Consider the following 23,118-nt stretch of genomic DNA (forward strand, 5'->3'; position numbering starts at 1 on the left):
CGATCGGGAGTGGTTCCTATGAGAGGAGCAATGGAGGCAGAGAAGAAGTCGCGCTCCACGCCAAGCAGAGAAACGGTTCGGCCATCCAAGCCGTCTCCGTGGATCCAAACCAAGCTGACCGTCAGCCAGCCCGGAGACCCGTATGAACGGGAAGCGGATCGGGTCGCGGAGCAGGTGATGCGGATGCCGGCGACTAACACTTCTTCGGACTATACCTCTGTAAATCGAGTTCCTTTAGTTCAAAGAAAATGCGCCGCTTGCGAATCGGAAGAGGATGTTGTCTTGAGCCGATTTCCAAACGGTCATGTGCAAGCGCAACCGCAATTGTCGGGTCGTTATGACGGTTCCTCCGCAACGAATCTTTCTTCAAGCATGGAGAACCGCATCGGCTCTCTTGAAGGAGGAGGTTCGCCGCTGTCACGGCAATCTCGAAGCTTTTTCGAGAACCGCATGGGCTGGGACTTCGGAAACGTGCGCGTCCATACGGACGCCGAGGCGGCCAGAACGTCCCAATTGCTTCAAGCGCGGGCGTTCACCGTTGGCGGCAATATCGCTTTCGCGCCGGGTGAATACCAACCTGCCACACCGGAAGGAGACCGGTTACTGGCGCATGAATTGACACACGTGATTCAGCAGACCAAGGGCAGCAACCGCCAGGTGCAACGGGATTTCTTCGATGACGTCTCCGAATCGCTTAGCGTGATCGAGGAAGGCGCAACGTCAGCATGGGATGCCGTGTCTAGCGCCGCCGGCGAGACATGGGATGCCGCGACGGGTGCGGCTTCCGAAGCTATGGAAGCGGTTAGCGAGGCTGGGGAGGGAAGCGCGACTGACGTTGTTCTCGGGCTCGCACTGAGCGCTGCTCAGGCGATTATCAGCCAATTCGGCGGCAAACTCACGGTCGAAGACGGCGTCATTTCGCTCAATCTGCCCAACGTGACGCTGCTCCGCAGATTCGCGAAGGGGACGGCTTGGAACGACGCCACCGACGATGTGTTGCTCGGGCAATATACAATGGAACTGGAGGAGCTCGGTTTTCTGTTCTTATCCGTGCTCGGACGGGGAGAACTGGACGTATCCGGCGAAGTTGGAGTCGGACCAGTGCAATTGAAGGAGCTCTTGCTCCAATACGATACCAAGACAAAGAGCTTCAGCGGTTGGGGTACGTTATCGGGTCAAGTCGACGTGGCTGCTTATTTAACGATGACCGGCATATTAAGCGGCGTAGCCGATTGGAATTGCGTCAAGGAGATCGTCAGGGTAGAAGGCGGGCTCTCGGTGACCGGCTCCCCTGCGCTATCCGCCGAGTTGAATAGGCGAGTGAAGCTCGACTACGAGAACGGAGAATTTTTCTTGCAGGATCATATCTCGTTCGATCCGTGCGCCAGTTTTGCGCTGTCCTTGGACGGTATGCTGAGTCTGTTCATCTTGGACTACCCGGTCGCTTCCGGCTCCTGGCATCTTGCGGATCATGCTTGGGAGAAATGCTGGAACATCCCCATTACGCTCGCCAACAACAATCCAGCTGCGCAAGGCGGATCTACGGGAGGAGGCGGATCTTCCGATTCTTGGGGTGACGAAGAAAGCGGAGCTGCCAATAGCCTGATCGGCGTCGCGCCGGCAAGCCTTAACGGCGTCTTCTCGGCTTCCGGCGTTCTTCAGAATCTGTTCGGCTCCGCCAAGACGGAGTTGACGATGCCCGGGCCACTCAATGCCGACGCTACGTCAAAAGCGAAGGCAGTCTGCAAACCGAAGCCTAAGCCGGGAGGCACTCACAAAGCGCCGACAGGCGCAATCGACGATCCGATCAAGATGATTTGGTATAAGCCGCTTCGTGGGTATCGCAATCCCATCTACTTAAAGTTCGATCCGTCGGACCGTTCGGATCCGCACGATAGGAAAGAGCCGTATTATCGGAACTTGCGAAAACGCCTTCCGCGCTCTTCGAAATTCATCGGTGCGAAAATCTGGCCGAAAGTCGGAACGAAGCTGCAGCGAGATCCTACCCCGAGAGACACGTCAGTGACAAAGAAATACCGGGAGGACTTGGAAGAGTTCGGATTCGACATGTGGGAAAAAAGCTGTCAACCGGATCACGTCGTCGACTTGGCGTTCGGCGGAGAAGATACTTATGCGAACCTTTGGCCTTTGGACGGAACGATGAATATGGCGGCAGGACCTCTGCATAGCTTCAAACAGAAGGTGAAGTACAACTTTCCGGACGATGCTCCGGAGCATGAGCCGCGAGAAGAATTCATTGTGCCTCCGCGCAATCCTGCGTTTTTCAACGGCCGTTGGTTCGTGATTTCATCGGTTCAATCCCCTTTTTAGCCAGTCGGATAGAGGTTCAATTGCATATTCGTATTTCGGTCAAAAAGCATGCGACCGGAAACCCGCGGCGAACGGCAATGACTAACGCTTCCGGTCAGGGAGAAGATTCGGCCCAACTAGCGGAATGAAAATAAAGGAGTCTGGCGTATCCCGCCGGGCTCCTTTTTCGATATGAACAAAACGGAATCATCCGTCTTGTATTGCTAGCCATGCCAGGATACAGCCCGCCAACCATTTAAGCGAGTACAAAATTCATTTAAACGAGTACATTTTCTAATTTTCCCCGAAAGCTATAATGAAACCATGAAAGCTCCTTACTACGGCCGGAGGGATGAGAGAAATGAAAGCGGTTTTAGACGAGTCTCGAGCGAACGCTTCCCCGGGGGATGCTTCCCCAGGGAATCCTTCCATAGCGAAGAAAAACAGATTTTTGCATAACGTCAAACGGGACGCCTGGTTATACCTGCTCTTGCTGTTGCCCTTTGCGTATATCCTGATCTTCAAGTATGCTCCCATCTACGGCGTGATCATGGCCTTCCAAGATTACAACATTTTTGCGGGGATTTCGGGGAGCGAATGGGTCGGACTGGATGTGTTCCGTTTTATTTTCGGGCAGGACAGCTTCTATCGCGCTTTGAAGAATACGCTGGTCCTGAACGTGTATGACTTGATCGCGGGCTTCCCGGCGCCGATTATACTCGCGATCCTGCTCCATGAAGTGAGGATGGCCAGACTCAAGAAAATCACGCAGACCGTCTTATATCTGCCTCACTTTTTGTCCTGGGTGATTATCGGCGGGATGGTCTACCTGATGTTCTCGAACGGCGGCATGGTCAACACGTTCCTCGCAAGCCTCGGCGCCGGGAAGATCGAGTTTCTGTCTCAGAAAATACCGTGGTTGGTCACCTATATCTCCGTCGGCGTATGGCAGCATATCGGCTGGGGCACGATCATCTATTTGGCGGCCATGACCGGCATCAATAAGGAATTGTATGAAGCCTCCGATATCGACGGGTGCACCCGGCTTCGCAAAATATGGCATATCACGCTGCCGGGCATAAAGTCGACGATCAATATTTTGCTGATCCTCCAAATCGGCCGGATGGTGTCCATCGGCTTCGACCGTCCCTTCGTGATGGGGAATTCGCTGGTCAGCGATTATTCCGATGTCATCAGCACGTTCGTATACCGCGTGGGCATCAGCTCGGGCGATTTCTCCCAGGCAACGGCGGTCGGCTTGTTCCAGTCGGTGGTTGGCTTGATCCTGCTGCTTGCCGCCAACTATATCGCGAAGAAATTGGGTGAGGATGGGATATGGTGAGTCTGGCAAGCCGCATGGGCATTAAGAAAAAAACCGGTGCAGCGGATATCGCGATCATCGTGTTTATTGTAGCCTTGTCCTTCACCTGCATTGTGCCGTTCTTGTATATGATTGCGCTTTCGCTCAGCTCCAACGAAGCGATTATTTCGCAGAAGGTAGGGCTTTGGCCCGTGGGCTTCACCGTCGACACGTACAAAACCATCCTAAGCGATGCGGAGATGCTTTATACGCTTGGATACAGCATTGTGCTTACGATGATCTACACCACGGCGTGCATGTTCCTGACCATTTGCGCGGCGTACCCGCTAACGAAGAAACGGCTGATGGGCAGAAATGTTATCTTGTCGGCGCTTGTCTTCACCATGTATTTCAGCGGCGGGTTGATTCCTTCCTATCTGCTCGTTAAAAACCTCGGGATGATGAATACGATGTGGAGTTTGGTGTTACCGGGCGCCATGAGCGTGTTCAACGTCATTATCCTGAAGACCTTCTTCACCAATCTTCCGGAGAGTCTGGAAGAATCGGCAGCCATCGACGGGTGCTCGGACTTCGGCATTCTCATCCGGATCGTGCTCCCGCTGTCGCTGCCTTCGATCGCCACGTTAAGCCTCTTCTATGCGGTGGACCGATGGAACGGATTCCAGGATGCGCTGTTCTACATTACGGATAAAAATCTGTATCCCTTGCAGATGAAGCTGTACCAGATCATTTCGGCCAATCAGCAGCTGGACAGCCAACAGGGGGGAGAAGGCAGCGTAGGCGCCTACATTGTGCCCGAGTCGCTGAAAGCGGCCAGCGTCATGTTCACGACCATCCCGATACTGCTCGTCTATCCCAAGCTCCAGAAGTATTTCGTGGACGGCGTGATGACCGGAGCGATCAAGGGCTGACGGAGCACCGGACCAAGATGAAAGGGGTGATCGCAGGGCTGTTGGATGAAAGAAAGATCCAAGAGATTGAGAGCATGGAAGATAGGCATGCATCAGATACGAAAGGGTGGTTGAAAGTGAACGCGAGCATGAAGAAGAAAGCAGCGCTTCTGGTTAGTACGGTTCTGCTGGCCGGCGTTGCGGCCGGTTGCGGAAACGGAGGCAATGAATCGCCGGCGGCATCGAACGATGCACCGGCCGCGTCTTCCGGTTCTCCGGAAACGTTGACCGTGGAAGTGTTTGATCGAGGGATTCAGGGACAGCCGGATCTAAACAACAATACATGGACCAAGTATGTCAACGAGAAATTCGGCAAACCCAACAACGCCGTCGTCAAGTTCGTTACCGTCCCCCGCTCCGAGGAAGTCGACAAGCTGAATGTCTTGATGGCTGCCAACGAAGCGCCCGATATTTCCTTCACGTACGACGGTACCACCGTCACCCGCTTCGCCAAAAACAAAGGCCTGTATACCTTGGACGACCTGCTCGCGAAGCATGGCCAGCAATTGAAAGCTTATCTGGGGGACACCGTGCTGGCTTACGGCAAATACGAGGGCAAACAAGTGTCCATTCCGGCCAAGCGGACGCTGCTTGCGTGGAACGGCATGTTCATCCGCAAGGATTGGCTGGACAAGCTGGGACTGCCCGTTCCGACGAACCGGGATGAATTGTATGACGCGCTTGTTGCCTTCCGCGACAAGAACCCCGGCAAGATCAACGGCGTGATTCCGTGGGCCACGGCGGCTGCCGGCATGAACTACGCGTTCGGCAATCTCGTTCAATCCTTCTGGGGTCCGATGTCGGAGGAGGAATTCGTCACCACGACCAATTGGCTGAAGCCCGGCAACAAGGATGCGTTCAAATGGCTGAACAAGCTGTACGCCGAGAAGCTGATCAGCCCCGACTTTGCGCTGGACAAGACGGCCAAGCAAGCGGACGCCGACGTCACGAACGGCAAGGTAGGCTTCTACGCCGCGAACTGGGATTATCCGATGGTTCAAAAAATCCGCGAACCGTTGAAGCAAAACGCGCCGGAGGCCAGCTTCGTTCCGATCGATGCCTTTAAGAACGGAGAGGGGAAATACCTCAAAGAAATGTACAATGAAAACGGTCTGTTCTCCTTCATCCCGAAAAGCAGCAAACACGCGGAGCTGGCCATGAAATATCTGAACTGGATGGCCGACCCGGATGTGTTGTTCTTCCTGCAGTTCGGGGAAGAAGGCGTCAACCACACGATGGTGAACGGAATCCCGCAAGGGATCGCGCAAACCGGCGACAATATGCAGATGAGCAATCTGAATCTGGATTATACGCTGATCGTCAACGGCGCCGAGCTGGGCGATACCGAGAAGAACGTCAAAACGTACGCGGCGGCTTTGGCAACCGGAGATCAGAGCTATGAGAAACTGGCCGTCGATTCCTACAAGATCAATACGACGGACGGGTATACCGGCTTCTACTACGGTGTCCCGAACGAAGCGAATATCAAGTACGGCAAGACGCTGGGCGATATGAACAAACAAATGATGGACCGGCTGATCGTGGCCAAGCCGGCCGAGTTCGACGCCTTGTACGATAAGCTGGTGAAAGAATACATGGACGCCGGCGGCAAGGCGGTTCAAGACGAAAACGTGAAGCACTACAGAGAAATCAAAGCGGGCAGCAACTAAGCCGCTATCCGTCAATCCTCCTCGCGATCGGCAAATCATCTTCTCTATACGGATAAACCATCGAAGGAGCCTCCGCGTGGTTTATCCGTATTTCGATTGCCATTCCCTCAGGCCTTTGCTATTATTTCCAAGAAATCCACAAGTTCAGGAGGAACCCCATGCACAAGGTCATGATTGTCGATGATGAGTCGTGGGCGATTAAAGGAATCCGCAACGCCTTTGACTGGGAAAAGCACGGTTTTGAAATCATAGGACAATTTACAAGCGCTTACACGGCGTGGGATGCCATACAAGCGAACAAACCGGATTTGGTCGTGACGGATATTCGCATGCCGGACATTTCCGGATTGGATCTGATGAAGCGGGCAAAAGCGCATGAGCTAGACACCGAATTCGTCGTCGTTAGCGGATACGCGGAGTTTGAATACGCCCAGGAAGCGCTGCGCTGCGGCGCGCTCAATTATTTCCTGAAGCCGCTCGATGTGGATATGGCCGATCCGTTCCTTGCGGGGCTGGCCATGCATTTCGCGCAGAGAAGCGCAGCGCGCAATCCCCTCATTCTGGAGTCGCTGACCTCGTCGGATCTGGCTGAAATCAAGCGTTGCCTGCCGCTTCCCGATTCCGCGGAGGCGTGCTATTTCCAGGTGCTTGCCATCGATTTCGAAGGAGCGGACAGAGAGTTCGGACAGCTGCTGGCTTTGGAAGGAAAGCCCGTCTATGCGCTGGAGGTCGAGGCCGGAACCCAAAAAAGGTTGATCGTTCTGATGGCGGAGGATAAAGCTTGCTTGGAAGGACTCCGGGATGAATTAACCGTGAGTCGACCACCCGGCATTCATGCGATGGGCATTAGCAGCATTTCCGGCCAGCTCGCCCAGATGAGCAAGCTGATTAAAGAAGCGGACCTGTCGGCCTCCCAGGTTTTTTTGAACGAAGACCCGGGCGCCGTTCATTACGAGCCGAAGGTTCATTTGGTCAAACCGTGCATCGACGAGCTCCATCGCATCGTTCAAGGAAACCAATATGACGATTATATGGAGGCGTACATAAACGGGCTGCCGGCTTACTTCGAGGTTCATCGCCTCGGCATGAGCGAAGTGGTCTACTTGTGGAATCAGGCCGTAGGGATCCTGATCAACGCCTACGCCGAGGAATGGAAGGATATGGAGCTCGAATTCCTGAATTATGCCGAGATTAAGGAACGGTTCGAACACTTCGCGTCGCTGTGCGGCTTTTTGCACGACGTCTTCGCATCCATCAAGCAAGGGAATAGCCGTTCATTGCCGGAAGGGGACATCTTGTCCTGCTTTAACCGGATGGTCGCCTATATTGAGGGTCACTATGAACAGCGGTTGTATTTGAAGGAATTGTCGGCCCAATTCTACATTAATCAAGTGTATTGCTGTCAATTATTCAAAAAAAAGCTGGGCAAGACCTTCTCCGAATACGTGTCGGAGCTCAGGATCAAGAAAGCCCGCGAACTCCTGAGACAGACGAACCTGTCGATCGAGGAAATCGCCGTGAAGACCGGGTATGCGGAATATTACTATTTCAATAAAGTGTTCAAGAAGCATTGCGGAATCACGCCTACCAAATTCAGAAAAAGTTAACGCGAACGGAGCGGCAGGCCGCCATGAAGACCAGTAAACTGAAATTGAAACATCAAATTTGGCTGATCTTTTTTATCGCCATCGCGCTGTTCGCCGTCATGGTCGTTTATTTCTTTTATAGCTTCTCTCATCTAACGCAAGCTAGAGCCGCCAAATTCGGCAATCAAATGATCGAGCAAACCCGTAGCAAGATCGATTCCGTGTTCAACGACATTCGCGTCAGCGCCGGCATCGCGGTCAACAGCAAACTGATTCAGGAATACGCCGTCGAGGACGACGATTACAAGAGGGCGTTCGATAGCGGCAATTATGCGCTGGATCTCATGGACTATATGAGATCCTTCAATTCGTACGTGAACGGAATCGTGATCGACGACATTCGGGGAAAGCAGCTTTACAGCTTGGATTCCTCGGGCGGCGATATTTTCTTTCTCCATCGGTATGCGAGCTTTATCCGGACGTATAAGGACGATCCTTCTCTTCGGGATAAAGGGATGTTCACGACCCTGTTAAAAGACGATCGAACGAAAACGGAACAGTTTTTCTATATCGCGCCGATTGTGGAATCGATCGGAGGGATTCATTTCTCGCAAATCACGGGCTACTGCACCGTGATGATCGACATGGACAAGCTGCAGAGCCTCGTGGAAAATACGGAATTGACGCCCAACTCCACCTTGTACATTCTGAATAGCCAGGATGAGGTCATTGCGTCCACGAATGCCAAGGCCCGGGGCACATGGTTCAAGGATGCGCTGTCCAGGGATAAGGACGTCCTGCTTAACGGCGTGAAGACAACCATCGGCGGGGAAGAGATCCTCGTCCAGGTCAAGGGCTTGGAGCAGGCGGACGGATGGCGGATCGTGAGCATGATTCCGGTTCCTGAACTGACGTCGGATATGAACCCCATGCGGAAGGTCAGCATCATCGTGGGGATCGGGATTATATTAATCCTGATCATGATGGGCCTTTTTTTTATGAACAATCTGATGGCTCCGGTGATGGGGCTTGTCATGGATATGAAGCGGGTAGGGAGAAGGGACAGGGGGTTCCGCATTAAAGTCCGGTCTACCAACGAGGTGGGCTCGCTGGCCCGCGACATTAATCGGATGATGGATGAAATGGACGACATGACAAGGGATATGTTCACGACCCAAGCTCAATTGTACAAATCCGAGTTGAGCCAGAAGCAGGCGGAGTTTTCCGCCCTGCAGAGCCAGATCAACCCGCATTTTCTGTATAACACGCTGAATTGCATCAGCGGCATCGGATTGGAATACGGAAGCAGGGAGATCGCGCAAATCACGTCCTGCATGTCCAAAATCTTCCGGTACAGCATCAAACAGGACGAGCTTGTACAGCTCAAGGAAGAAGTAGACTGCATACAGGCCTATATCAAGATTATCGCCATTCGATACGAGAATAAATTCGCGATGGGCATGGATGTCGAAGAAGGCCTGCTCGAGCTGAAAACCCCCAAAATGATCCTGCAGCCTCTTGTCGAGAATGCCGTCTATCACGGGCTTGAGAGGATGGACCAAGGGGGGAGGCTTCAAGTGACCGGGTGCTTGGATGCGAACGGCGATGTATGCTTCCGCATTATGGATACCGGGAAGGGGATGGAGACCGGGGAGCTGACCGCCCTACGGACGAAGCTGAACATGGCGCTGTCGGAACGCGAGCCGCTCGGCCATTCGGCGAAAAGCATCGGACTGACCAATATCCACAACAGGCTTCGGCTCCTGTTCGGCGCGCGGTACGGGATCGCCATCGACAGCCGGTCGGGATACGGAACGACCGTAACCGTCAAAATTCCGTCGCTGAGCCAAGCACCGGAACGGAATAAACGTGATGCGACAGGGGGAAGGCCATTGGAAGGCGCGTAAAGCGCAGGTCTGTTTTCGTTCCGGAGTGGTGACAATAGTAACGACTTCGAATGGACCGGAAGGGATCTTGTTACTGTGCCGAACGCAATGCCGTATCTTGTTCTGATCGCGATTTGCGCGATCGCCTCTTCCGTGCTGCTGGTTCATAAACGCGCGGCGTGGCCGCTCATTCTGCTCCTTTCCTTTTCCGGCATGATCTACGTGTTTGAATTTTACATTTTCGTGCTGAAGGATTGTTACCGCTATTCGCCTCATCTGCTCGCGATCCCTTATTACGACAACGTGTTAGGGGCTGTCTTTTCCAATCTTCTTTCCGTGCCGGTTGCCGCTCTCTTTATCGCCGTTTACCGGTTGAGCTGGAGGTGGATCGTTGGCCTATCGCTGGCGTACGGCGGGGTGGAATGGTTATTTCTCCAATTGGGGATCTACCAGCATCATTGGTGGAGAACCGGGTATACGATCCTCGCGTTGATCCTGTTCTTCCGGTTCGCCCGGCAATGGTTGGTCTGGTTGGCTGAACGCGGCCGCGCGTTCCGGTTCGTCACGCTGCTGATGTTTGCGTGGAGCGTCGTGGCGACGGTTGTGTTCACGTTGGCGGTAACCGGCATTCGCGTCTTTCATAGCGGGTATTTCCAAGATCCCTATCGGGACGATATCTTTCTTTCGGCGATGTACGGGTTCTTTAAGGCGGCCGTGATTTCCGTCACCGTGACGGCAACGCGTCACCATTGGCGCAGGTTGATTTCGCTGGCCGTTATTCTCGCCGCGAATCTGGTCCTCATGAAGCTCGGGATATTGCGGGTCCGGATTCCGTTATGGCAATATTGGCTCATTTACGGGCCATGCTGTCTGCTCGTGTTGTGGCTTGTTGCCGTTGGCAACCGCAAGCTGGAACAATTCAGAATGAACCATTAAATGGGCGGAAAGGGTCACGATAAGCTCAACGGGCAGGAGAAGGCAGCCGGTCATTCATGACCGGCTGCCTTTATTCGATTAACCTCTTCTATGATGGTCATCGATATTTCGATATTGATCAAATTAATCGGATTTCATACAATGAGGCAACAGATAAGGCAATGGGGGGTCGGAAAATATCGCAGAAATGAGGAAATGGACTTGGAACGATTATCTCTGCAAGGAAAAGCGGCGTTGGTAACCGGAGCGTCGAGGGGAATCGGGCGGGCAATCGCCGAACGGCTTGGCCGAGACGGCGCCGGCGTGATCGTCAATTACTACCCCGGTTTCCATCAAGAGGCCGAGGAGGTTGCGCGCGGTATCGTGCAAGGAGGCGGCAGCGCTCTTGCCGTGGAAGCCGATATCGCCGATCCGGCTCAGTTACGCAGACTGTTCGCTGTTACGGAAGAGCAATTCGGTCACGTGGACATCGTGGTCCTCAACGCCGCCAACGTGAAGCACGGCACCATCACCGACACCACGGATGAACAGTTCGATGAGCTATTCGCGACAAACGCGCGGGCAAGCTTCATTGCCCTCAAAGAAGCCGCGATCCGAGTTCCTGACGGAGGGCGGATCGTGGCAATCTCGGCCGGGCTGACGCGCATGCCCCGTCCCGGAACGGGCGTCTATGCAGCGAGCAAGGCGGCTGCCGACCAATTGGTTCGCGTGCTTGCGCATGAAATCGGCGCTCGGGGCATCACCGTCAACAGCGTGCTTCCCGGCGCCACCCTCACGCCGGCGCTGATACAGGCCGGTCAGGCGGTTATCGACGGAGAGATCGCGATTACACCGCTAGCTCGCGTAGGAACGCCGGAAGACATCGCCGACATTGTCGGGTTCCTGGTATCGGATCAAGCGCGATGGATCACCGGCCAGACAATCGGAGCCGGCGGAGGGATGTTCTGATCCCATTGGCGAAGCATCATACCGAGGTTTACGTCGCAAGCGCGCAAACGCCAACAACCCATTCGTATCTACGAATGGGTTGTTGGCGTTCCGCGAGAGACGGGGAAGGAAACGGAGTTGACATTCAAGTGCTTGGGTTGCACGACGGCAGCCGTTCGGGTGGCCGGCGTCTTGCTGGGAACACGGCGCGGATGGGCGTACAATAGCGCTACACCCGATGCGCTTTCCGGTAAAAGGAAGGGGTCATGCCGCGCTTGTGACGGAATACGCGGCTTAAATAAAAGCCGTTTTCATACCCGCACCGGGAAGCGATTTTATCCATGCTGAGGGTGGTTTCCTCCAGCAGCCGGCATGCCCGGGCAAGCCTGAGCTCCGTGACGAATTCGGACGGCGTCATTCCATAGGCCGCGCGGAACCGCCGGGTGAGCTGAACCGGCGTCAGCTTCAGCGAATGCGCTAAGCTCCGCATGTTCAGCGGCGCGTAGGCATGGACCGTCATATATCGATGCGCTTCCTGCAGCTCCGTGGCGATGCCGCCCTGTACCGGATTCGCATCGGCTCCCCGCTCCAAGCTCGACAGCCGCAGCAGGTCGTTCAATAAATGCTGTTTATGCGCCTGCGCGATCCGGTCCCGTTCCGGTGCCAATCGCTTCAAATAACGGAAGTCGGACGACAATCGTTCCGCATCCGCGACGCTGATCTTCCCCTTGGGTCCAAGCTCTTCCGCGGACCGCGATTCCGTATCCGCCTCCCAACCGAAATGGAAGAAGTGAAAGCTAAGCGGGCTCACGGTTCGACGATGGAACCATGTATTCGGCGGACAGATCACCAAGTCGCCAAAACCGGCCTCCCCGGTATGATCCTGTATGGAATAGACGAATCTGCCTTCCTCGGCAGCAAACATCGACCAGTAAGGATAACGATCGCGGTCAAGCGCGAACCGTTCTTTCCGGTCCCAGTACACATGCGAAACCAACCGTGCGTCTTCACCCGACTTCATCCGCGTCACCGCCTTTGTCAAACCTATGAAATAAAGTATATCCATAATCGTAATACGGTGCATGTTATTTGGAAAGAGGAACTTATATGATGAAATTACGGATATTCATCCCATTCGAAGGAGTGCATGCGACATGAGGCAGGAAGTCGTATCGTCGGATATTACGGTTATTGGCGGCGGGTTGGCGGGGGTGTGCGCGGCGGTCGCCGCGGCCCGGCTGGGCAGAACGGTAGCGCTGGTTCAGAACCGGCCCGTGCTCGGCGGAAATTCCAGCAGCGAGGTGCGGGTATGGGTGTGCGGCGCTACGGCGCACGGAACGCACCGCTATGCGAGGGAAACCGGCATTATGGGCGAAATGTTCATCCAAAACCAGTATCGCAATATGGAAGGAAACCCCTATTTCTGGGATTTGGTCGTCATGGAGACGGTGCGGGCGGAGACGAATATCCGCTTATTCCTCAATACGGACGTGCATGAAGTCGAAGCCGACGGAGACGAGGATCACCGGACGATACGCTCCGTTACCGGCTGGATGATGGGATCGGAGCGGCGGATCCGATTCGAAAGCGCCGTGTATCTCGATTGCTCGGGCGACGGGCTGGTGGGGTTTCTCGCCGGAGCCAAGCATCGCGTCGGCCGCGAGGCGAGAGACGAATATAACGAGGATTGGGCGCCAGCCGTCGCCGACGACATCACGCTCGGCAGCACGCTCCTGTTCTACACGAAGGATGCAGGCCAGCCGGTGACCTACATCCCGCCTTCCTTTGCCAAGGACATCACGCAGACGACGATTCCGTTGAAACGGGTCATCCGCAGCGGCGATAACGGCTGCGCCTATTGGTGGATCGAATGGGGCGGCGAATTCGATACGGTTCACGATAACGAGCGGATACGCGACGAGCTGTGGGCCGCGATTTACGGAATCTGGGATTATATCAAAAACTCGGGCAAGTTCGATGCGGAGACGATGACGCTGGAATGGGTCGGCTCTCTCCCCGGAAAAAGGGAGTATCGCCGATTTATCGGGGATTACGTGCTCAATCAGAACGACATCGTGGCGCAGCGCGAATTCGAGGACCGCATCGCGTTCGGCGGATGGTCCATCGATCTGCATCCGCCGCAAGGCATGTATTCGACTGAAAGCGGATCCAAACACCTGCATATGGACGGCATCTATCATATTCCGTTCCGTTCGCTGTATTCCGTGAACGTCGACAATTTGCTCATGGCCGGCCGCGACATCAGCGCGTCGCACGTCGCGTTCGGCACGACGCGGGTCATGGCGACCTGCGCCGTTATCGGGGAAGCCGCGGGCACCGGGGCGGCTTTAAGCGTGGAGAAGGGCATCACGCCGCGCGAGCTGCATAACGGCCATCTGCATGCGTTGCAGCAAACGATGCTGAGGCAGGATGCCTCGATTATCGGATTGCGCAACGAGGATCCGGCCGACCTGGCGCTGCGGGCGAACGTCAAGGCATCCAGCACGATGACCCGTTTCGCGGCGGACGCGCCGGCGGAAGCCTATCCGCTTGCGTCCGACGTCGGCTTGCTGCTGCCGGCGGACCCGGACATTGACGGCATCGAACTGTTGGTCGATGCCGCGGAGGCGGCGACGCTGACGGTCGAGCTCTGGAATACGGGCCGGGGCGAGAACTACGTGCCGCATACGCTGCAGACGGCTGCATCGACGCAGGTCGGCAAAGGCGCGAGGCAGTGGGTGAAGCTGGAATTGCGCTGGAAACCGGCTGCGCCGCAGAACGCTTTTCTTGTGATCAAGGGCAACGAACGGCTGTCGTTGTATCTGTCCGCTCAACCGCAAACGGGCGTCCTGTCGTTCGTCAAAGGACCGACGCCGATCGTATCGGCAGACCTCGAGGACCATCAGCCGTCGCAGCCCGTCATCCAATGGAGCATGCGGCCGTTCGTTCGCAAGCCGTTCTGCTTCCGTCTGCTCTCGCGGACCGATGCGTTCTCCCCGGAGAAAGCCGTCGACGGCTATCACCGTCCGTACGCGGGGCCGCATCAGTGGTCGTCCGTCGCCATGCGGCCGGACGCGCCGGAATGGTTGGAGCTGAATTGGGCGAAGCAGGCGCATGTCCGGTCGGTCCATGTGACGTTCAACGACGACGTCAACGAGGACTTGATCAATCTTCATCACCACCGCACGCCGTTTCCCATCATGCCGGAACTCGTTCGAAACTATGCCATCGAGGGGTATGCGAACGGCGAATGGATGACGCTAGCGGAAGAACAAAACAATCATAAACGCAAACGCGTCCACACGCTTGACGCGGCGGTCGCCACGGACCGGATCCGGATCTCGGTTTACGCGACGAACGGAAGCCCGCGCGCCGAAATCGTCGAAGTCCGGGTGTACGAATAGATCATAGGCGATAACAATAAGATGGTACTGCGGCTGTTCCGCAGGCCATCTTCTTGCTGTCCGTTTCTATTTCATCGATCCTTTTTATTCGATTCTATTTGATTGTTAGTTATCGTTACTAGCCGAACGTTACTAGTTGATTGTTTCTATCGGGGGAGGTGCCATATGAACGACGATCGATTCACGGTATTGGTAGTCGATGACGAACTGCCGATCCGGCAGGAGCTTCGTTTGTTTGCCTGGGAGCAGCATCAGGCCGAATGGATCGGAGAAGCGGAGAACGGCGAGGACGCGCTGCGTTTTTGCCGATGCCTGGCGCCCGATATCGTCATCACGGATATTACGATGCCGGTCATGAACGGACTCGAGCTGTTTCGTAGCCTGAAGTCGGAGTTCCCGCGCATCCAGGTGATTCTGCTGACCTGCCACTCGGAATTCGCCTATGCGAAGGAAGCGGTCAAGCTCGGCGCGGTCGAGTACCTTGTGAAAGTCGCGATGGATGACGGCGATCTCGCAGAAGCGCTGCAGCGGGCGAAGGAGCGCGCGTATCGCGAAAAATCGCTGCAGCAAAGCGAGGCGGAACGCCTGCGGCGGAAGAGGCCGGAGCAGCTCATGGTCATGATTCGGCAGTCGGCCGATGACGGCGGGCTTGCGGCCTGGCTGCAAGCCGGTTTCCGAAGCCGGTTTCCGTTACGGCTTGCCGCGCTTCATGCGGAAGCGAGAAAAGAAAGCCGTTTATTCGTTCATCAAGCCATCGAAGAATCGCTGACGACGTTGGAGAACCTGAAGCCGTTTTCTTGGTTTCCGGCCGATACCGGCATTTACGTGCTTATGTTTCGTGCGGAAGAAGGCGATCCGCCGGAGGTATGGCGCGAAATGGAGACGATCACGGAAGAGCTGTATCGCTCGATCGACCTCAGGCTTCCTTTTCTTAGCGATGCGTACAGGCTGTACGGCGTCATCAGCGAGCCCATCCGGAGAAGCGCGGATTTTGGCGCTGCGTACCGAGGCGTTTGCGAGAGGCCGGATGCGGTCTTCTATGACGGCACCGGCCGGGTATTCGCGATGCCGTCAGCCGGACCGGCTTCGCTCGACGAACAATCGGCGAACGACATGTCGGACAAGCTTCGCAAAGCGCAATGGGACCGGGAGCAGCTGGCGAAGGTCATTCGCGGGGATTTCATAGCTTGGGCGATGAGCGGACGGTTCGCGCCCGAGGAGCTGCGCATGTTCGTCGCCGAGCGGCTCCGGGATCGGCACCGGGAACAAGCGGCGCAAGGCGGCAGCGGACGGAAGGCGCCAAGCCGGATCGCCGATGCCGGTACGCTCCACGAACTGGCGGAAGTTTTCGTTCATGAGATCCTCGAGTCGTACGCCAGGATCAAGAAGTGCCGCAGGGAAATCGCGGATGCCAAGGCGTTCATCGCGGAGAATTTGGAGAAGAATATCACGCTGAGCGCCGTTTCCCGGGAGGTCGGGTTAAGTCCGAATTATTTGAGCCGGCTGTTTCGGGAAGAAACCGGCATTTCGTTCAATGATTTCGTGACCGGGACGCGAATAGAGAAGGCGACCGAATTGCTGCAGCACACCTCGCTTCGCGTATACGAGATCGCGCAGCAGGTCGGCATCCCGAGCTATCGCTATTTCTCCGCCATCTTTCGCGAATGGACGGGAACTGCTCCGACCGAGCTAAGGCTGGCAGAACAAGGCGGCAAAGGGTGATGGCGAATGAACCGGATCTATCGCTGGTACCGAAGATGGAGCTTGGCGACCAGGCAGTTTTTGTTTTTATTCATCGTCACGTTTGCGTTTTTTATCCTATTGGCCTGGAATAACTACTATCGGGCGGCCGACTTGTTTAAGAACCAGATGGTATCGGATTCCGTGGTCTTGGTCGCGCGTACCAACCAGTTTCTCGACACCTATCTGGACAACGGCCGGAACGTGCTGCTGTTGTTGTCGACGGACGCCAATCTGCTGCGGGAAGGGGACGGCGGCAAGTTATCCGAATCGCTCCGGTTCATCGCCGAAAACAACAGCGCGCTCGTGAAAACGTTATATGTCATCCGCAGGGACGGCAAGGTGTTCTCCAGCTCCCAGGTCAATTACGAGATTATCGGCAATCCGAAGCTGAACGAGATCTATGACAAGTCGCAGCAAACCTACGGGGCGGCCGTCGTGAGCCAGCCCTACGTCTCGCCGCTCTCCGGCGAGACGGTAGCCATCTCCCGTCCGATCAGCGCCGACAACGGGGAAATTATCGGGGTTGCGGTCATCGAGCTCGACTTGGATAAATTGAACCGGAAAATAAGCGAACTGACTTCCGGCACCTATCAGACGTTCGTCATCATGTCCGATAAGGACAAGGTGGTGACGTTCGACCGCGATAACGGCATGCTGCCGCAACGACCGGGCACGTATCACGAGGATCTCCCCGAAGCGTTCGTCGATCGGCTGGCCGGGCTCCCGGTGACGGCAACCGATCTGAGCGGGCCGACCGGCAAGCTGGTCGTCGTCAAATCCGGACAGAACCGGCTGGGCTGGACGCTGCTCGTGCTGATCAAAGACCGGTATTTCTATCAGAACGTCATCCGCCTGTTCGATAATTACAAGACGGCGGCCGGCATTTGGCTCGGCGTCCTGCTGTTCATGGCGTTTGCCATGTCCCGCTATATGACCAAATCGATCCGGATGCTGGCGGTCAAGATGGACCGGGTTCACGACATGGGCGTGATTCCGAGCCTTGTCGTGAGAAGGGAGGACGAGATCGGGCGTCTCGCCCAAAGCTTCAACGCCATGATGGAGCGGATCCGCAATCTGCTTCAGGAAACGAAGCGCATGGAAGAGCGGAAGAAGCAGCTCGAATTGAAGGTGCTGCAAAGCCAGATCGCCCCCCATTTTCTGTACAATACGCTGGCCTGCATCGGAAGCTTGGCCAAGCAGCATCGGACCAAAGAGGTCAAGGAAACGATCAGGGCGCTTGTCGGCGTGTTATCGTTCAGCTTCGATAAAACATCGGAGTTCTTGACGGTGGAGGAAGAACTGGAAGGGCTGAACATGTACATGCAAATCCAGAAGATCCGGTATGGAGATAAATTCAGGTACGAGCAGGACATCGATCCCGAAGCGTTATCTTGCCGGATCCTGAAGCTGACGCTGCAGCCGATATTGGAGAATGCGGTCTTTCACGGGATCGCGCCCAGCCGCCGCGAAGACGGACTCATTCGCGTACGGGGATCCGCGCGCAAAGGGAAACTGCGGTTCTTTATCCGCGATAACGGAACCGGGATGGAGAAGCCGAAGCTCTTGAAAGCGCTTAACGAGCAGCAGGCGGATCAGATCGGAGGGCACGCCTCCGGCATCGGAATGGCGAACGTTCACCACCGTCTGCGGCTGCGCTACGGCGCGTCTTACGGGCTAAGGATCGGCAGCCTGCCCAATAAGGGAACGGTCGTCTGCATTACGATCCCCGTTGAGCGAAGATGATCGGAAAGAGTGTCGGTTTTGTGCTTGATTTCGTAAGATCGCTGCATAGTTAAGGCAATGCTTGCCTTGCTATACTTGGGTTGGCCATTCGAAGAATGCGCTTACAACGAAGCGAGGTGATCCTATGCTATGAGCCAACGGACCGCAGTGCCGCCCGTCCAGGAGACCGCGCCGAAGCCGGGCGTCGTTTTCGCCCTCGGCAGAACCGTTTGGCGCTACAAGGCCTTTTATTTGATGCTGTTGCCGGGACTCGTTTATTATATCGTCTTCAAATACATCCCGATGTACGGCGTCATCATCGCGTTCAAGGATTTCAACATGATGGAAGGGATCTGGAACAGCTCGTGGGCAAGCCCGTGGAACAAGCATTTTTTAACCTTTTTTCATTCGCCTTACTTCTCGCAGCTGCTGACGAACACGTTCCTGATCAGCCTTTACAAGCTGATTTTCGGCATGATACCGCCCATTGCCATGGCGCTGCTGCTTAACGAATGCCGGATCAAATGGTTTAAGTCGCTGATCCAAACCTTAACGTATATGCCGCACTTCTTGTCCTGGGTCATCATCTACGGCATTTTGCTCGCGCTGCTGTCCCAAAGCTCCGGATTGGTGAATCAATGGGTGAAAGACGCGGGGGGAGAGGCCATTCCCTTCCTGACCTCGACGTCATACTTTCGATCCCTATTGGTCGGATCGGAAATTTGGCAGAATCTAGGCTGGGGGGCGATCATCTATTTGGCCGCGATTTCCGGCATCGACCCTACGCTTTACGAGGCGGCGCGGGTGGACGGCGCGGGACGAATGCGGATGATCTGGCACATTACGCTCCCCGGCATCCGGACCGTCATCATCATGCTGCTGATCTTGAACCTGGGCCATATCCTCGATGCCGGCTTCGAGCAAATTTACATCATGTACAACATCCAAGTGTATGCCGTCGCCGACATACTCGATACCTGGGTGTTCCGTACCGGTCTGCAGCAGCTGAATTTCAGCCTGGCGTCCGCGGTCGGATTGTTCAAGGCCGCGATCGGGCTGATCCTGGTGCTGGGATCGAACAAACTCGCGAAGCGTTGGGGGGAAGGCATATGGTAAAAAGCGCGAACGACCGCATCGCGAACGCCGTTGTCTTCGCGATCCTGCTCGCTTGCGGGCTCGTCGCGGTATTCCCGCTGCTGTACGTCCTATCCGTTTCGCTCACGCCGTTCAGCGAGGTGCTCAAAAACGGAGGCTTCATTCTCGTTCCGAGATCGATCACCTTCGACGCGTACCATAAGCTGCTCACGGAATCGAATATCCCGCGCGCGTTCGGCGTTACCGTGCTGATCACGGTCGTCGGCACGATGCTCAATATGGCCATCACGGCGTTAATGGCTTATCCGCTCAGCCGCAAACAGCTGCCGGGCCGCAATTTTTTTCTCATGATGGTCGTGTTTACCCTGCTGTTCAGCGGCGGGATCATCCCGACTTACCTGGTCGTCAAGTCGCTCGGGCTGCTGGATTCGATTTGGGCGATGATTTTGCCGAACCTCGTGTGGAGCTTCAACGTGCTCATCATGAAGAGCTTCTACGAGTCGCTCCCCGAAGAGCTGTTCGAATCCGCGAGAATCGACGGGGCCAAGGAATTTCGCATCCTGCTGCAAATCGTCGTCCCGCTGTCCGTGCCGGTCACGCTGACCATCGGACTGTTCTATACGGTGGGCCACTGGAACGAATTTTTTCAAGCCATCATGTTCGTGACCGATCGCTCGTTGTTTCCGCTTCAGGTGGTCGTGCGGGAGATTTTGATTCAAACGCAGCAGCCGCTCGAAAACGCCGAAAATATGACGCCGAGCGAAACGCTGCAAATGGCTTCCGTTATTCTGGCCAGCCTGCCCATTATTATCGTGTATCCGTTTTTGCAGAAGCACTTTACGAAAGGCATGCTGCTCGGCTCCGTCAAAGGTTGAAGCTCGGCCCCCCGTTACTGCAGGAACGGGCGAGGCCGGTTGAAACAATATAAGGGTTTTAGAGTCTGGCGAGAACGTTGGCCGAGCAAACATGACTTGCATCCCGAGATTGGATCCGCCGCCTCTTCATCGCCCGGCCCTATTAGAAAGGGGAGCGTAACTCATGAAGCGAACGTTTAGCAATGTGCTTACCGTCAGTATCCTGTCGTGCCTCGTGCTTGCGGGCTGTTCGTCCGGCAATTCCTCCAACCAAGAGCCTTCCGGCGGCGCGCCGGCCGACAGCACCGCGAATGCCGCCGAACCGGCCGGCGCGGTCAAACTCGACATCATCGAAACCGGCAATAACTTGCCGACCCCGGATAAGGATTTTATTAAACAAGCCATCGACAAAGCGATTCAGTCGGATTTGAACTTAACCGTCTACGCGTCCGGGGATGATTACAAAAACCAGTTGAACGTGCGGCTGGCATCCGGTAATTTTCCCGATCTGTTCCAGGTGCCGGACCGCGCCTCGCTGAAGCAATTCGTGGAGCAGGGACTGTTGCTCGATTTGACCCCCTACATGGATAAGCTGCAGCCGGTTAAAGGCTTTATCGGCGACGACAGCTTGAAGAAGACGACGATGGACGGCAAAGTCTACGCCATTCCGAAAGCGCCCAACATCCCGTACAATACCTATTGGATCCGCAAGGATTGGCTCGATAAGCTCGGCCTCCAGCCGCCTGCGACGACCGACGAATTTCTGAACGTGGTGAAGGCGTTCGCCGATCAAGACCCCGACGGCAACGGCAAGAAAGACACGCTTGGCCTTACCGGAAGCAAGCTCTCCGCGTTCGCCCCGATCTTCGGCGCATTCGGCGTCGGAGACCCGAACACGTTCTACGTCAAGGACGGGAAGCTGACTAATTCCTTGTACGACCCGGCGATGAAAGACGCGCTCGGCTATATCAAGAAGCTGATCGACACCGGGGCCGTCGACCCGGAAATCATGGCCAATACCGGCCTTCAGCATCAGGAGAAGGCGATCAAGGGGCAAGCGGGAATCGTCTGGATCGATTGGCCGAACCTCAGCAAGGATCAATTTACCGAGCAAATCAAAAAAGTGAATCCAAACGCGGATTGGATCCAGCTTGCCCCTCCGAAAGGTCCGGGCGGTCAATACGACGGTCCGTTCGACATCGGCGGCACCTCCGGCATTTACGCGATCCCGAAGGCGCTGGAGAACGACAAGAATAAGCTGCAGAAAGTATTCGATCTGCTGAATTACGTTTCCGGCCAGGACGGCTCGATGCTCGTGCAGTTCGGCATCAGCGGAACGCATTACAACCTGGATGGCGATAAGGTCGTGCCAACCGAGCTAATGGGCAAGGAAGCGGGCTTCACGTGGCTGTACCAGTTTACCGGCCGGCCGGAAATGACCTACCTGCAGACGAAATTCGCGCCGCAAACGAAGTACATCGAATTCGCCAACAGCCAGCCGAGAATTCAAATTCTGAACGGCTTCCTGACCAATCCCGATGGCTACAACCCGGCGGATGCCGGCCGTTTCATCGAAGAAGAATTCGTGAAATTCATCTACGGCAAAAGCCCGCTCACCGGATACGACGCCTTCCTTCAGACGCTTGAATCGAGCATGAACTTCAAAACGTACATGGATGCGTCGACCAAGCAGCTGGAGGAGCTCGGATACGGCAAATAAAAGGAGGAAGGGGTCGCCATGACAACCCAACAGCCCGATATGGCGGAGTTGGTCCGGCAATTCCGCCGGGACGGGTACTTGATTCTGCGAAACGCGCTGTCGGAAGAACGGGTAGCGCGGCTGAATCTGGCCGTCGATGAACTGCTGGCCGGCGAAGCCGAATCGCTGTCCTATAATTGGTACAACAGCGTCGAGCGGCATCCGGAAATTGCCGGACTGATCGATGAACCGTCATTGCTGCCGCTCATGGTCCATCTACTCGGGTTCAATATTCAGCTGCACATCTCGCACCTAACGGTGCGCAAGCCGAATCCGGACGATATCAAGACGAATTCCCAGAGCTTCATCAATTGGCATCAGGATGGACCGCATCCGCAGTTTCCGCGCATTCACGGGCTGACTTCGATCTATTACGTGAAAGTAGGCTACATCTTGAGCGATATGTCGGAACCGGATCGCGGCAATACGAAGATCATACCCGGCAGTCACCTGAAGGCCGACTTCTCGCCGGTGCAAACGGATGTGGATGTGCCGGTCCAAGGGGAAATCCAGGTATGCGGCAAACCGGGCGATGCGTTTATCTTCCCGCAAAACCTCTGGCATGCCGGCGCCCCGAACCGATCCGGCTTTACGCGGCGGCAGTTGTTTATCGGCTACAGCCCGATATGGATGCGGCCGATCGATTATCACCGGGCTTCGGACCGCTTGCTCGAAGGGGCTTCGCCGATCCGGCGCCAGCTGCTTGGCGACATCAGCAGCAACTGCTTCAAGTATTACGTGCCCGAGGAATCGATGGTGCCGCTCAAATCGTTATGGCTGGGAGCCGGCCACGGTCATGACGCCTATTCGAATGAATAACGCGGCACGCGACAAGCCCCTCGATGGCATCATGGAATCGCATGCAAACGCTGCTGAACGAACGGGACGCGAATAATCGATGAAACCGCGGTAGTCTAGGACTTTCACATCAGTCCGAGGCTGCCGTTTTTCGTTT

Annotated in this window: 16 protein-coding genes; 15 read left to right on the top strand and 1 reads right to left on the bottom strand. The window is 55.6% G+C overall.

Translation table 11 applies throughout. From position 1 onward, the window contains the following. The first annotated feature begins 18 nt into the window (after nucleotides 1–18). The 8 genes from I8J29_RS05210 (at nucleotide 19) to I8J29_RS05245 (ending at nucleotide 11,607) form a co-directional block, all read left to right on the top strand. A complete protein-coding gene (locus tag I8J29_RS05210; RefSeq protein WP_208846602.1) occupies nucleotides 19–2,331 on the top strand; it encodes an eCIS core domain-containing protein in 2,313 nt (770 codons plus the stop codon). A 340-nt stretch (nucleotides 2,332–2,671) separates the two neighbouring features. Continuing rightward, nucleotides 2,672–3,652: an ABC transporter permease gene (locus I8J29_RS05215; protein ID WP_420831094.1), complete on the top strand. Its 981-nt coding sequence runs from the start codon at nucleotides 2,672–2,674 to the stop codon at nucleotides 3,650–3,652. Then, nucleotides 3,646–4,542 carry a carbohydrate ABC transporter permease gene (locus I8J29_RS05220; protein WP_208846603.1) on the top strand — a complete coding sequence of 299 codons (897 nt, stop codon included), beginning with the start codon at nucleotides 3,646–3,648 and terminating at the stop codon, nucleotides 4,540–4,542. Before I8J29_RS05215 ends, I8J29_RS05220 begins: the two co-directional genes overlap by 7 nt. A 269-nt stretch (nucleotides 4,543–4,811) precedes the next feature. Beyond that, nucleotides 4,812–6,251 carry an extracellular solute-binding protein gene (locus I8J29_RS05225; protein ID WP_338113050.1) on the top strand — a complete coding sequence of 480 codons (1,440 nt, stop codon included), beginning with the start codon at nucleotides 4,812–4,814 and terminating at the stop codon, nucleotides 6,249–6,251. A gap of 158 nt (nucleotides 6,252–6,409) precedes the next feature. Beyond that, entirely contained in the window at nucleotides 6,410–7,858 is a 1,449-nt protein-coding gene (locus tag I8J29_RS05230) for a response regulator transcription factor (RefSeq protein WP_208846604.1), read from the top strand. A gap of 23 nt (nucleotides 7,859–7,881) precedes the next feature. Then, on the top strand, nucleotides 7,882–9,744 hold the full coding sequence (locus tag I8J29_RS05235) for a sensor histidine kinase (protein ID WP_208846605.1): 1,863 nt from the start codon (nucleotides 7,882–7,884) through the stop codon (nucleotides 9,742–9,744). A gap of 75 nt (nucleotides 9,745–9,819) precedes the next feature. Continuing rightward, nucleotides 9,820–10,659, top strand: coding sequence for a hypothetical protein (locus I8J29_RS05240; RefSeq protein WP_208846606.1), 840 nt, complete (start codon nucleotides 9,820–9,822; stop codon nucleotides 10,657–10,659). Nucleotides 10,660–10,860: 201 nt separating this feature from the next. Next, nucleotides 10,861–11,607 carry an SDR family oxidoreductase gene (locus I8J29_RS05245; protein WP_208846607.1) on the top strand — a complete coding sequence of 249 codons (747 nt, stop codon included), beginning with the start codon at nucleotides 10,861–10,863 and terminating at the stop codon, nucleotides 11,605–11,607. Nucleotides 11,608–11,815: 208 nt separating this feature from the next. Here I8J29_RS05245 and I8J29_RS05250 read toward each other — a convergent pair whose 3' ends face one another. After that, on the bottom strand, nucleotides 11,816–12,607 hold the full coding sequence (locus tag I8J29_RS05250; protein ID WP_208846608.1) for an AraC family transcriptional regulator: 792 nt from the start codon (nucleotides 12,605–12,607) through the stop codon (nucleotides 11,816–11,818). Nucleotides 12,608–12,740: 133 nt separating this feature from the next. Between I8J29_RS05250 and I8J29_RS05255 the strand changes: the two genes are divergently transcribed. The 7 genes from I8J29_RS05255 to I8J29_RS05285 all read left to right on the top strand — a co-directional run bounded on the left by I8J29_RS05255 (nucleotide 12,741) and on the right by I8J29_RS05285 (nucleotide 22,982). After that, complete coding sequence (locus I8J29_RS05255) at nucleotides 12,741–14,990, top strand: FAD-dependent oxidoreductase (RefSeq protein ID WP_208846609.1); 2,250 nt, start codon at nucleotides 12,741–12,743, stop codon at nucleotides 14,988–14,990. Between the two features lie 165 nt (nucleotides 14,991–15,155). Beyond that, entirely contained in the window at nucleotides 15,156–16,712 is a 1,557-nt protein-coding gene (locus I8J29_RS05260) for a response regulator transcription factor (RefSeq protein ID WP_208846610.1), read from the top strand. Nucleotides 16,713–16,718: 6 nt separating this feature from the next. Then, complete coding sequence (locus tag I8J29_RS05265) at nucleotides 16,719–18,476, top strand: cache domain-containing sensor histidine kinase (protein WP_208846611.1); 1,758 nt, start codon at nucleotides 16,719–16,721, stop codon at nucleotides 18,474–18,476. Between the two features lie 129 nt (nucleotides 18,477–18,605). After that, on the top strand, nucleotides 18,606–19,571 hold the full coding sequence (locus tag I8J29_RS05270) for an ABC transporter permease (RefSeq protein ID WP_208846612.1): 966 nt from the start codon (nucleotides 18,606–18,608) through the stop codon (nucleotides 19,569–19,571). Continuing rightward, complete coding sequence (locus tag I8J29_RS05275; RefSeq protein ID WP_208846613.1) at nucleotides 19,565–20,425, top strand: carbohydrate ABC transporter permease; 861 nt, start codon at nucleotides 19,565–19,567, stop codon at nucleotides 20,423–20,425. Before I8J29_RS05270 ends, I8J29_RS05275 begins: the two co-directional genes overlap by 7 nt. 163 nt (nucleotides 20,426–20,588) lie before the next feature. Further along, complete coding sequence (locus I8J29_RS05280; protein WP_208846614.1) at nucleotides 20,589–22,124, top strand: extracellular solute-binding protein; 1,536 nt, start codon at nucleotides 20,589–20,591, stop codon at nucleotides 22,122–22,124. A gap of 18 nt (nucleotides 22,125–22,142) precedes the next feature. Beyond that, nucleotides 22,143–22,982, top strand: coding sequence for a phytanoyl-CoA dioxygenase family protein (locus tag I8J29_RS05285; RefSeq protein WP_208846615.1), 840 nt, complete (start codon nucleotides 22,143–22,145; stop codon nucleotides 22,980–22,982). Nucleotides 22,983–23,118: the final 136 nt, after the last annotated feature.

It is taken from the genome of Paenibacillus artemisiicola (assembly GCF_017652985.1).
Classification (GTDB): Bacteria; Bacillota; Bacilli; order Paenibacillales; family Paenibacillaceae; genus Paenibacillus_Z; species Paenibacillus_Z artemisiicola.